Source organism: Comamonas thiooxydans (genome assembly GCF_000964545.1).
GTDB lineage: Bacteria > Pseudomonadota > Gammaproteobacteria > Burkholderiales > Burkholderiaceae_C > Comamonas > Comamonas thiooxydans.
Genome location: NZ_BBVD01000007.1, coordinates 549,050 through 561,565, shown reverse-complemented (window position 1 = coordinate 561,565; position 12,516 = coordinate 549,050). Strand labels below are relative to the sequence as shown.

Here is a 12,516-nt window from a genome sequence, read left to right as displayed (position 1 = left end):
CTTACCCACTTGCCCAACTATGACGCACGCGACATGCTGCAGTGCAACGTAGCATAATCACTGGCTTCGAATTACTGAAAGACATCCGTGGAAACCTACCCTAGTTGGTAGCTTTCAGCTCCCGGTGAAGACTGTGGGGGTTGAAAGCGCCCTGATCCCTGCAGAACCTCAAGAACAACCGGGAGTGAGCTGATGCTCAACATCTTTACGCTAGCCAATGGTCGACTCGTTCAGGAAGAGATCGAGTCCCTGGCAGACCTTGAACGCTTTCGCCCCGTCTGGGTCGATCTGGAATCGCCAACCCTCGAAGAAAAGCGCTGGATCAAGCAGCACTACGAGCTGTCCATCCCTGAGGATGCGATGGACGACGACATCGAGGAATCGGCGCGTTTTTACGAAGAAGACAATGGCGAGCTGCATATCCGCAGCGACTTTCTGATCGACGACGACGAAGACCCCCGCTCGGTGCGCGTGGCCTTCATCGTCAACCAGCACAACGCAGCGCTGCGCAGCCATGGCGTGCTGTTCTCCATCCACGACGAGGATGTGCCTGTCTTTCGCCTGCTGCGCATGCGAGCGCGCCGTGCGCCCGGCTTGATCGACGATGCCAAGGACGTTCTGCTCAAGCTGTTTGACGCCGATGCCGAGTACTCTGCCGACACGCTGGAGCGCATTTACGACGACCTGGAAAAAGCCAGCAAGATGGTGCTGTCCGGCGATGTGACCGACGAGATGGCCAAGGAAGTGCTGGGTGCCATTGCCCGCCAGGAAGACTTGAACGGCCGCATCCGCCGCAACGTCATGGACACGCGCCGCGCCGTGAGCTTTCTGATGCGCTCCAAGATGCTCAACGCCGAGCAGTTTGAGGAGGCTCGCCAGATTCTGCGCGACATCGAGTCGCTGGACAGTCACACGGCCTTTCTGTTCGACAAGATCAACTTCCTGATGGACGCCACGGTCGGCTTCATCAACATCAATCAGAACAAGATCATCAAGATCTTCTCGGTGGCCAGCGTGGCTCTGCTGCCGCCCACGCTGATTGCCAGCGTCTACGGCATGAACTTCAAGTTCATGCCCGAGCTGGAGTGGGAATTCGGCTACGGCTACGTGGTCGCCCTGATGATTCTGAGCGCCGTCGGCCCCATGCTGTACTTCCGCAAACGCGGCTGGTTGAAATAACACATTCCCGGCACAGCTGGTCGCTCACACATCGACACAGGCAAGCGCCCTCTCCTTGGAGCCGAAGAGCGCGCTTGCCACCAGTCAACGCGCCACTAAATCGCCATTGATCACTCGGGCAAGTCCCTGCGGGTTCGCTTGCTGTACAGCCGCTGGGAGCAGCACATCCGGCAAATCCTGATAGCACACCGGGCGCAGAAAGCGGTCAATGGCGCTGGCGCCCACAGAAGTGAACATAGCGTTGGACGTGGATGGGAAAGGACCTCCATGCACCATGGCGTGGCATACCTCGACTCCGGTCGGAAAACCATTGGCCAAGATGCGTCCCGCCTTGCGCTCCAGCACGGGGATGAGGCGCTGCGCGTCGGCATAGTCTGCGGGATCGATCTGCAGCGTCACTGTCAGTTGGCCCTCCAGTTGCTCAGCCAGTTCAAGAACCTCATCGAAATTCTTGGCCCGAATGACAATAGAGGCCGGGCCAAACATCTCCTCCTGCAGCACAGGCGATGACAACAGGCGCTGCACATCCGTCACATACAGCGCGGCCTGCGCAGCATTGTGCAACCCATCCGCAGGCTGCCCTTGTGCAACTTTCTCCACACCTTCCACGCCATCAACCTTGGCAACGCCGGTATCAAAGGCCTGGTGAATGCCCGGCGTCAGCATGGTCTGGGCCGGCTTGGTGGCAAGCGCCTGGCTTGCGGCATCGATGAAGCGCTGCACATTGCGGTCACCAATGACCACCACCATCCCAGGATTGGTGCAGAACTGCCCCGCCCCCATCGTCAGCGAATCGGCAAAACCGCGCCCTATCGACTCTGCACGCGCGGCCAGGGCAGCCGGCATCAGAAACACCGGGTTGATGCTGCTCATCTCCGCGTAGACGGGAATGGGTTCCGGGCGTGCGTTGGCGATGCGCATCAACGCAAGCCCTCCCTGGCGAGATCCGGTAAAGCCAACGGCCTTGATGGCAGGATGTGCTACCAATGCTTCACCCAGCTTGCGCCCGGCGCCCATCAGCAGGGAAAACACCCCTTCGGGCAACCCCAAATCTCTGACCGCTTTCTGAATCGCTCGACCCACCATTTCGGAAGTGCCTAGATGGGCGCTGTGGGCCTTGACGACCACAGGGGCACCGGCAGCCAAGGCCGACGCCGTATCGCCCCCTGCCACCGAGAACGCCAGCGGAAAATTGCTCGCACCGAACACCGCCACCGGGCCCAGTGCCATCTTGGCCAGACGCAGGTCGGCACGTGGCAGCGGCATGCGCTCGGGCTGTGCGTGGTCGATGGCGGGGCTCATAAAACGGCCATCGCGCACCACCTTGGCAAACAGCCGCAACTGTCCAACCGTGCGCCCACGCTCGCCTTGCAGGCGCACCAGCGGCAGGCCGCTTTCGGCCATGGCGCGCTCGATCAGGGCATCGCCCAAAGCCATGATGTTGTCGGCAATCAGCTCCAGAAATTCTGCACGCTTGGCAAGCGACAGCTGACGGTAGGGATCAAATGCCTGCGCTGCCAACTGGGCAGCCCTGTCCACTTCGGCCTGCCCTCCCATACCGAACGTGGGCGTTGCGATGAATTGATCCATGCAGGGATCGAACGCTTGCTGCTGTCCTTCTGTGCCGCGCACCGAACTCGCGCCGATAAGCATTTCGCCAGTAATTTGCATCTTTGTCTCCTAATGTGTTTATGGATCGGAATGGCAGAGCTCCAGCCGACCAGGAAGTGCAAGCAACGCCTGGATAACGCACGATCTCGTCAGGAATATGAGCGCCTTTGAAAATCATAAAGTATCTTGATAATATATTTAAATTATCCTTATGAAATTTTCCATCAATCTTGACAGGCTTCTTTGCCATTCCGCGCAACCAGGGCACGTCAACAAGCAGTCCATAACCAAGCACAGGAGCACGCCATGGAACTCATGCCAAACATCGACCTGAACCACCCTGGCCAAAGTGCTCAAACAACCGCATCGAAACCAGGCCACACTGCGCTAACGCTGGATGAGGTGCACAACCTGGCCTATCGCGTATTTACCCACCTCGGCCTGTCTGCTGAACATGCGCAGGCCATTGCGCGCGTGATCACAGCGGGAGAGCGCGACGAGTGCCATTCGCATGGCATGTACCGGGTTCTATCGTGCGCTCGCACGCTCCAGCATGGCGCTGTCGTGCGCGATGCCATACCCATCATCAGCGACCGCGGACCTGGCGTCGTCACCGTCGATGCACAGCGCGGCTTTTCACAACTCGCTTTCGAGGTGGGCAGCAAAGTACTGCTCGAGAAGGTCCGGACAACCGGGATCGCAGCCTTGGCCATCAACAACTGCTATCACTTCTCAGCCCTGTGGCCCGAAATCGAAGCCTTGGTCGAGCATGGCGTTGCGGCCTTAGCCATGACCCCCAGCCATTCCTGGGTGGCCCCTGCGGGCGGAAGCCGACCTGTTTTCGGAACCAACCCGATCGCCTTTGGTTGGCCCAGGGTCGGTTCTCACCCCTACATTTTTGACTTTGCGACCAGCGCAGTGGCCCGCGGTGAAATTGAGCTCTACCAAAGAAGCGGTCGCGCACTGCCCGAAGGCTGGGGGGTCGACGCCGAAGGCTTACCAAGTACCGATGCCACAACCGTACTCCAACAAGGCGCCATGCTGACTTTTGGCGGCTACAAAGGCTCTGCCCTGTCGACCATGATCGAGCTGCTGGCCGGGCCATTGATTGGCGACATGACCAGTGCTGAATCACTGCGCATCGACGACGGTGCCGGTGCAACCCCTTGTCATGGGGAAATCGTTATCGCATTTGATCCCCAATTTTTCAGCCCAGGCAATTTCATCGAAGAGCGTCAACGTGCTGAAAAGCTGTTCGAGAGTATTACCGGCCAAGGGGCGCGCCTGCCTTCCCAACGCCGCTTTATCGCAAGAAGCCGCAGTCTAGCCAATGGATATGTGCAGATCCCCGAGCCCTTGCTGCGTGACATCCAGCAGTTGTTGAACTAGGCTCATGAGAACATGCTCGCATGCCTCTGCTGAGGAGAAAGATCCAGATAAAGAGTTTTGTCACAGGCTGCACCAAGCGCCAAGCCCATGATGTATTCTAAATATCGGATCAATATAATCAAAACCCCGCCATCTCTGCTCTTGCGACACGATGGCGCCAGCACGCTTTTTTGATGCCAACTTCCAAGAAATCTCCAGCTGCACGTGTAAAAGCCGCTGCAACAAAAACCAAGACTTTGCCTACGGTGAAGCGCCGTGCTGCAGACCTTGCCTACGACGCCATTGAAACCATGCTGTCGACCATGCAACTTGAGCCTGGAAGTCCCATCGTGGAGGCGGAGTTGGCAGAGCGCACGGGCATGGGCCGGACGCCTGTGCGCGAGGCATTGCTGCGCATGATCTCCATCGACTTGATCGTCCAGCAGCCGCGCCGCGGACTACTGGTTTCCAACATCGATCTGGCAGAGCACCTGGACGTCATCCAGACACGCAGGGTTCTGGAGAATCTGTTGGCGGCTTGCGCTGCCCGGCGAGCCTCGGTACAGCAGCGCAAAGATATCCTCCAATGTGCCAAGCAGATGGTCGCTGCAGCCAAGCGCGGCAACCTGGAAGAGTACATGCATGAGGATCATGCGCTCGATGCCATCATCCATACTGCCAGCCGCAACCGTTCAGCAGTCAAAAGCGTCACGCCTCTGATCGTGCAGTGCAGACGTTTTTGGTATGCCTACCAGCATGAAGGCGATATCCTTGAAGGCGCACTTGCTCATCTGGAGCTGGCTCAGGGTATCTCTACCGGGGATGAAGCGGCCGCCATTACCGGCGCCAACCGCCTGATGGACTATCTGGAAGCTTTTGCCAGACGCATTATCGAAAGCTAAACAGCAGGCCGCTCCCAGGGGAAGCGGCCTGCTGTGCATATTCATGGCGCCTCCCAATCGGCGCCCCCCGATCATCAATCAGAGCTTGGCTCCCACCGCGCGCAGTTCTGCAATCTGAGGCGCTTTGGGCAGCCAGATCTTGTCGAAGGCATCAATCGCAGGCTTATTGTCAAAGGCATTGATATCGCGAATGACAATCGACTCCTTCTTGAGTTTCTCCAGCAGGCCAACCTCTGTCGTCACGATATCGTTGATCTGGCCGTCCAAGGCTTGGCTGGTCAATTGGCGAATCAGGTCACGGTCCTTCCCATCCAGCGTAGCCCAGATACGACCCGAGAACAGTGGTGCCACAGGCATGAACAGCGCGTTCATGGGCATCATCAGTTTCGACACCTTGTCAAAGCGCTGGCTCCAAGAGAGCTCTATATCCGCCTCGAGTCCATCCACTTGCCCATTGGTCATGGCATCGAACACCGCAGGTGTGGGAATCGGAGTCGGCGCTGCGCCGAAATACTGGTAGAAGTCACGGTAAACCGGCGTCGGATTAATACGCAGCTTCATACCCTTGAGGTCATTGGGCGTCTTGATCTCCTTGTTCGAGAACACCACACGCATGCCGGTGATGCCCCAGCCCAAACCGATGCAGCCGGTTTCGCGCGGCAGCACATCCAGCAATTTCAAGGCTGCAGGCGTCTTGACCAGCTTCGCTACAGCAGCAGTGGATCGGACAAGATATGGCGCATTGATCGAGGCTACGCTCGGAACACGCGTTCCCAGCTCTGCCGCCTGAATCCACCCCATGTCCAGCGCACCCGATTGCAGCTGCTGCATCATGGCCGACTCATTACCCAATTGACCCGAATGAAAGACGGTCACCTTGAGCCTGCCATTGGTTTCTTTCGCCAAAGCTTCTCCAAACTGCACCGCCGCGCGATTCCACGAATGCCCAGCAGGCGTGATGACGCCTAAGCGCAGTTCCTTGGCCGCAGCCGCACGCGAAGGCGTCACAAAGGCCAGTGGAGCAGCGGCAACAGCCGTGGTCTGAAGAAAGTGGCGTCGATTGAGTGTCATGAAAAACTCCGTAGAGGGAAAGGCGAAGCAGGGCGAAGAATCGGATCAGTTCAGCAAGCCCAACGACAAGCTGGGGAACAGCGAGAGCATGACAAGTGCCACGCAACTGATGATGAAGAATGGCAACGTGACGATGAACATGGGACCCGGCTTGGCACCAGTGACCGCTGCAGCCACGAAGAAGCTCAGCCCCACCGGCGGCGTCATCAATCCCAGCACCAGGTTGATGACGATCACCACTCCAAAGTGGCGGGGATCGATGTGGTAGATCTCGGTGGCGATGGGCAGAAGAATCGGCGCGGTCATGATCAAGCCGGGAATCCCGTCGATCACCGTGCCAATGACCAGCAAAATCACGTTGACCAGCAGCAGGAAGGTAATCGGGTCATGCGCCACGGTCTGCACCCAGGCAGCGACCATCTGAGGCACCTTGCCGTATATCAACAACCACGAGAACACTGCCGCTGCTGCAACCAGAAACAGCACAATGGCCGAGTAGATGCCCGAACGCAGCATGATCGCGCCCAGGTCTGAGTATTTGAATTCACGGGTCACATAGCGACCGACCAACACTGCGCTGATCGCACCCACAGCGGCAGCCTCCGTGGGGTTGGCGAAGCCGGTGAGGATGGAACCCACAATGACCAGCGGAATCAACAGTGTCGGGCTGGAAACCAGCACGGTCTTGGCCCGTTCGAGCAAGGTTCGCTTGGGGCTTCGTGGATAGTTGTAGATCACGCCCATACAGGCAATGACTGCAAAGAACAGCACCGTCAACAGAACACCTGGCAATATGCCTGCGATCAGCATATCGCCCACCGCGACCTGGGCCAGCACGCTGTAGACCACAAACATCACCGACGGCGGAATGATCGGACCCAGCATGCCGCCATACACGGTCAGGCCTGCAGCAAAGGTCTTGTCATAGCCTTGCTTCTCCATCTCCGGCACCATCACCTGCGACATGATGGCCACCTGCGCCGTTGCGGAGCCAATGATGGATGACACCAGCATGTTGGCCAGGATATTCACATAGGCAAGCCCGCCCTTGATGGAGCCCACGAACGCCATCGACAAGTCCACCAGTCGGCGTGTAATGCCGCCGCTGTTCATGACCTCACCGATCAAGATAAAGAGCGGTATGGCAATCAGGCCATAGCTGTCCACCCCCCCGAACATCTGGGAAGGGAAGGACTGCAGCAACACCGTGTTCTCGGTGTTGTAGATATAAAAAATCCCCGAAAGGCAAAGACAGAGGCCGATGGGAACACCCACCATCATGATTGCGATGAAGAAAATGGAGGTCAGCATGTCAGTTCACCGCGTCTGGGTTGGTTGCCGCAAAGCCAGGGTGCTGGCGCTTGGGTGCGAGGCTCATGTCTTCCAACAGATTGGCAAGTGCATGCAGGCTCATACAGACTGCGAAGATCGGCATGATCAGTTGCAGCACCCAGACCGGCCACTCCAGCGTCTGGGTCTGTTCGGTATAGAGAAAGTTAAACGACTCCGCCGCGTATTCCTTGGCATCAAACCCCTTGCTGGCAATACCAATGGGATCCATCCAACGCCAGCACATCGCAAAGAGCGCCAAAGAAAAAAACAGCACTCCGACCGTGGCAATCACCTTGGCACGCCGCGCGTTGCGAGGACTCAGCTTATCGGTGAGCATCGTCACTGCAAAATCCAGTCGCAGGCGCGTCATGACCGAAGCACCGATGAAGGTGAGCCAGACCACGGTGTACACCGCCGCTTCATCCACCCAGTACAGCGGCATGCCACTGTAGCGTGTCACCACATTGAGCAAAATGAGTGCGGTCAGAAAACACATCGCGAAGGTGAGCAACCACCGTTCCATGCGCAGCAGCGCATCAGAGGCATCCAGCACCCAGCGCACAATCCATGGCGGCTGCTTGATGGCGGTAGCGGGTCGGGTTGTATCGTCCATATAGGTTCTTTAGATTTGACGAAATGAGGCGCAGAAGATTGAATACATCTCAAAAATATATTAAATATATTAGAAGTTTTTTCAATTGATCCAATAGGTGTTTGCCTGGAAACCCGGCGAAACTGCTAACCCTGGTTTCTGGAAGATGCAAGCTTCCGATCTGGATCGATGCCCCAAAAAAAGCTCCCCACGGGGAGCTGACTCACGCTGGATCAATGACTCAGACCCTTGGACCAGGCGGCATACCAGTTACGAAAGAGTTGATACTGGGATTCGGCATACCGGCGTTGCGAGTCGGTCAATACATCGCTTGCATTGAAGTGCAGCGTGTACTCCTTCTTGCCGTTGAGGACCAGCAGGTGCTTGTAGTACAGAACCAGATCCGTGCCTTCGTCAAAGGACGACAGCACGGCCAGTGCAGCATCCAACTCCTGAGCTTGACGCCGAGCAACGACATCCCCCTGAGCTGCTTTTTTGCTCAGCTCAACCAGGAGCAGAACTTCCTTGGGTAGTGCATTGCCAATGCCCGTAATGCAACCCGTAGCACCGCAATTCACAAAACCGTAAAACACCTGGGTGTCGACACCCGCCATCAATGTGACGTCGTTGTCCTTCGAGGTGATGTGCTCAGCGGCATAGCGCAGGCCTTCTGCACCGCCGAACTCCTTGAAGCCGATCAGGTTGGAGTACTTGGCGCGCAGCTCGAAGAACATGTCGGCGCGAGTTGCAAAGCCATAGTGTGGGCTGTTGTAGATCACGGCCGGCAGCTTCGGGGCGGCTTCCAAAATAGCAGTGAAGTGGGCTTTCTGCGCAGCCAGGGAAGTGCCGCGCGACAACACCCGAGGAATCACCATCAACCCCTGTGCCCCCACTTTCGCAGCGTGGGCGGCATGAGCCACGGCTTCCTTCGAGTTCACCGCGCCGGTCCCCACAATAGTCGGGATACCTGCGGCCACCAGCCTGGCCACGCCCTCTTGGCGTTGCTCTGCCGTGAGAAGAGGCCAATCCCCCATGGATCCACAGTACACAACAGCGCTCATGCCTGCGGCCATGAGCTCTTTGCCCATGGCGACCAGCGCGTCGTAATCTGGCGTGCCTTGTGCGGTGCATGGAGTCATGAGTGCAGGAATGGTGCCGGTAAAGATGTTCGTTTCCATAAAACTACCCTTGTAAAAAACCACCTAAGAACACCGCCTTCAGTTCCGCGCAAGTCCGTTGCACGAAACCGTTTGTTGGGATAACGCTCGCTGCATCAGCGCACGGAATCCAGATGAGCGGTGAAATACTTCGTCTTTAAATAGACTGTAAATATATTTGAAATATTCAGAGACGAAGACTAAGTAGTTCTTAGGCGTTGTGCAATAGGGTTCTCCTGGATACCTCGCCGAGATCGTCACCGCCCTTCCGTTGCATCCAGGCAGCGGTCCGCTTGCGACCATGACCCCACCGCGGCAGAAGCACCGCCTTCAGTTACTGCCCGGCGCTGCGGTCAAACCCGGCGCCGGGCCACGCTGGCGCTGCGCCGGGGTCAGGATGCACAGGTGATCGTTGTATGGCACACAAACCGCTCATGGAGGCAGCTTTGCGCTGGTCCCGGTCGCATGGCGACGGGACTGCCTCTTGCATCCCAGTTCGATGAGTTCGCGCGTTTGTTCCACATAGTCGCGGACGCGCTGAATGCGATGTTCGCCATCGCTCATTACCGCAGCTCCAGTCTGCCAGCACCAAGTACCAAGTGCATTGACGCGGTCCACCTCAGCCCCCATGCAAGCGGGGATGAAGTCAAGCGCAGGCCCAGGACTGAAAATCCACAGGTCGCAGAGACAAGGTCACGGCACTGCAGAAGCTATCGTCTGAGCAGCATCACAGATGCATAAGTCAGGATGGTCTGAGACTGCTTCTACTGAACAGTCTGAGGGTAGCTTATGCTGCACTACCCTCACCGCGCTCGCGCACCCAGAGCACGATGCCGCACAGCATCACGATCACCTGCGTGCCTATCAGCGCCGCGAAGCCCGCAAAGAATCCCGCACTCACGCCGCCGCGTGCCGACAGCGCGCCTATCACCGCACCCATGATGGCCGGCATGAAGCCCGCGACCAGACTGCCCGCGCCGTTGACCACGCCATAGGCGCTGGCCACATGCTCGGGCCGCGCGCAGTGCTGCACGGTACTGGGAATGGCCGGGCTCATCAGTCCCCAGCAGAAGTTGGCGGCAATCAGGCAATAGGCCGCCGCATAGCGGTCTTCCATATGGATGGCCAGCCACACTGCAATCGCCACGCCCAAGCTGCCGAAGACAAAGATCAGCGGCACCTGGCGGCGCGCGATGCGGTCGATGATCATGCCGCCCACGAAGACCGCAGCCACGCTCGCATATTGCGGCAGCGAAGCCAGCCAGCCCATCTCGCGCATGGAAAAGCCGCGCGATTCCTTGAGATAGGCGGGCAGCCAGTTGCTGCTGCCCCAGAGATAGGACAGAAAGGCCGCCGTGAGAATGGTGATCAGCCACAGATAGCGCGTGTGCATGGCGCCGCGCACGATCTGGCCGACCTGGCCCACGGCCTCGCCCATCGACTGGGGCTTGGGCATGCCGGTCTCCACCTTGGGCATGCGCACAAAGGCCCAGACCAGGGGAACGCCCAGCAGCACGTTGATCAGGCCCAGCACATGGAACGAGGTCTCCCAGTTGTGGCCCACGACCAGGTAGCCGACAAAGGGATAGCCTACCGCCAGGCCCAGTCCGGTGCCCATATTGACCAGGGAGTTGGGTTTGCCGTTCTCGCGGCTCTCGAAATGCGCCTTGATGTAGCTGCCGGCCAGGGAGAACAGCGGCCCCTCGGACACGCCCAGCAGAATGCGCGAGGCCAACAGCAGCCCGTAGCTGTTCATGGCCGGCGACAGAAAGGTCACCACGCCCCACAGCAGCAGCCCCGCGAACAGGCTGCGGCGCACGCCGAACAGCGCCGCGCAGAACGGCGTGAGCACAAAGGACGAAACACCGTAGCCGACCATGAAGGCCGTGGCCAGCAGGCCCTGACGCGTTCGATCGTCGGATGTGAGACCGATGTGCGACAGAAAGTCGTGATCGGTGATGAGGACCGAGATATTGATCCGGTCCACGTAGGAAATGGCGACGATCACGAACAGCGTGACCACGCCCCACCAGCGCAACGAGCGTGAGTCTTTCATGATATGGGTCCGGCTAGCGTTGGAAGAGAGAAAAGCCGGGACCGGCACTCGCCGGCCCCGCCAGGGCGCACGTCCTGGCGGGCGCGCGGTTCGGCAGCCGTGCTGCCGCCGAAACCCCCGGGGCCGGCCTTGGCCGGCCCTGCGGGGCAGGATCAGAAGAAGTGGCGGATGCCCAGTTCCAGGCCATTGGAGTTGCCGCCCGGCGTGGTACCGGGAGCGCTCAGCCCCTGCACGCCGATGGACTTCGCCGCCGAGCCCTTGTTCTTCAGGAAGGCATAAGTGCCGTAGACCTGGGTGCGCTTGGAGAGGTTGTAGCCATAGCCCACGCTGATCTTGTTCCAGTCCGCATTGCTACCGGACAGGTTGTAGTGGCCAAAGGAGGCACGGGCCTCGCCATTGCCCACGGGAGCCGTCACGCCCAGCTGCACGGCCGTGATCTTGGTGGGGCCGCGTTTTTCCGAGGCCCAAAGCAGCATGGGCTTGGCCACGCCGAAGTCGTAGGACAGGCCTACGTTGTTCGCCGTCAGATTGGTGTCGCTGGTATTGCCGTAGAGCCGGCCCGTGGCCAGCGCACCATTGAAAGCGCCCTGGCGGTAACCCAGGCGCAGGCCACGGTAGTCGCCCTCGCGCTTGTTGGGAGCACCGCTGGGCTGCTCACCGAATGCCAGCTGTGCCTGGCCGTAGAAGCCGCCCAGGTTCTGGGGCAGGAAATAGCTCACCGCATTGCTGATCTGTATGGGCGCACCGCCAGTCGAAGGGATGCCCGGAATGCCCAGCATGGTGAAGGCACCCGTGCCGCCGACGCCGTTGGTCAGGAAGGGATCGAAGATCAGCGTGTTCAGAAAAGTGGCCGAGTCATCGCGCCCCAGGCGCACCTCGCCCCAGTTGCCCATCAGGCTGACTGTGGAGCGGCGGTTGAAGCTCAGACCGCCGCCCGTGGCCTTGCCAGCGCCGCTGTCCACATCCAGGCCGGCCTCGAGCCAGAATCCCGCCTTAAGGCCGCCGCCCAGGTCCTCTGTGCCTCGAAAGCCCAGGCGGCTGATGTTGGCACCGCCTGTGGAAAGACCGGTCTTGGAGGCTCCCGAGCCGCCCAGATGGGCAACGCCGACGTCGACGACGCCGAAAAGCTCGACCTTGGACTGTGCCGAAGCGGCACCGGGCAAAGACGCCAGACAGGCTAGCGCCACGCCGAGGGCCGGCGTATGGATGGACTTCATGGTTTTGTCTCCTCTAAGAGGTGGTTTGGGA

10 protein-coding genes are annotated in these 12,516 nt (G+C 59.0%); 3 read left to right on the top strand and 7 right to left on the bottom strand.

What is annotated here, in order from left to right; translation table 11 throughout:
* Positions 1-192 precede the first annotated feature (192 nt).
* On the top strand, positions 193-1,179 hold the full coding sequence (gene corA, locus Cth01_RS13215) for a magnesium/cobalt transporter CorA (protein WP_034350790.1): 987 nt from the start codon (positions 193-195) through the stop codon (positions 1,177-1,179).
* 84 nt (positions 1,180-1,263) lie between these two features.
* On the opposite strand, the gene Cth01_RS13210 is transcribed toward corA, so the two are convergent.
* A complete protein-coding gene (locus Cth01_RS13210) occupies positions 1,264-2,850 on the bottom strand; it encodes an aldehyde dehydrogenase (NADP(+)) (RefSeq protein ID WP_045839381.1) in 1,587 nt (528 codons plus the stop codon).
* 246 nt (positions 2,851-3,096) lie between these two features.
* Between Cth01_RS13210 and Cth01_RS13205 the strand changes: the two genes are divergently transcribed.
* Together Cth01_RS13205 and Cth01_RS13200 are read left to right on the top strand one after the other, a co-directional pair.
* Complete coding sequence (locus Cth01_RS13205; protein WP_224649236.1) at positions 3,097-4,179, top strand: Ldh family oxidoreductase; 1,083 nt, start codon at positions 3,097-3,099, stop codon at positions 4,177-4,179.
* Between the two features lie 170 nt (positions 4,180-4,349).
* Entirely contained in the window at positions 4,350-5,060 is a 711-nt protein-coding gene (locus Cth01_RS13200; protein WP_012840221.1) for a GntR family transcriptional regulator, read from the top strand.
* 78 nt (positions 5,061-5,138) lie between these two features.
* Here the strand turns inward: Cth01_RS13200 and Cth01_RS13195 are convergent, their stop codons facing one another.
* From Cth01_RS13195 to Cth01_RS13170, 6 genes are all read right to left on the bottom strand, one after another.
* A complete protein-coding gene (locus Cth01_RS13195; protein WP_012840222.1) occupies positions 5,139-6,131 on the bottom strand; it encodes a TRAP transporter substrate-binding protein in 993 nt (330 codons plus the stop codon).
* Between the two features lie 45 nt (positions 6,132-6,176).
* On the bottom strand, positions 6,177-7,442 hold the full coding sequence (locus Cth01_RS13190; RefSeq protein ID WP_034382281.1) for a TRAP transporter large permease: 1,266 nt from the start codon (positions 7,440-7,442) through the stop codon (positions 6,177-6,179).
* 1 nt (position 7,443) lies between these two features.
* On the bottom strand, positions 7,444-8,076 hold the full coding sequence (locus Cth01_RS13185) for a TRAP transporter small permease (protein ID WP_034382283.1): 633 nt from the start codon (positions 8,074-8,076) through the stop codon (positions 7,444-7,446).
* Between the two features lie 212 nt (positions 8,077-8,288).
* On the bottom strand, positions 8,289-9,233 hold the full coding sequence (locus Cth01_RS13180) for a dihydrodipicolinate synthase family protein (protein WP_034382285.1): 945 nt from the start codon (positions 9,231-9,233) through the stop codon (positions 8,289-8,291).
* Positions 9,234-9,999: 766 nt separating this feature from the next.
* The gene (locus Cth01_RS13175) at positions 10,000-11,268 is read right to left on the bottom strand and encodes an MFS transporter (RefSeq protein ID WP_034394644.1); all 1,269 of its coding nucleotides are present in this window, start codon (positions 11,266-11,268) and stop codon (positions 10,000-10,002) included.
* Positions 11,269-11,420: 152 nt separating this feature from the next.
* Positions 11,421-12,485, bottom strand: a complete 1,065-nt coding sequence (locus Cth01_RS13170; protein ID WP_034382288.1) for a porin — start codon at positions 12,483-12,485, stop codon at positions 11,421-11,423.
* Positions 12,486-12,516 lie beyond the last annotated feature (31 nt).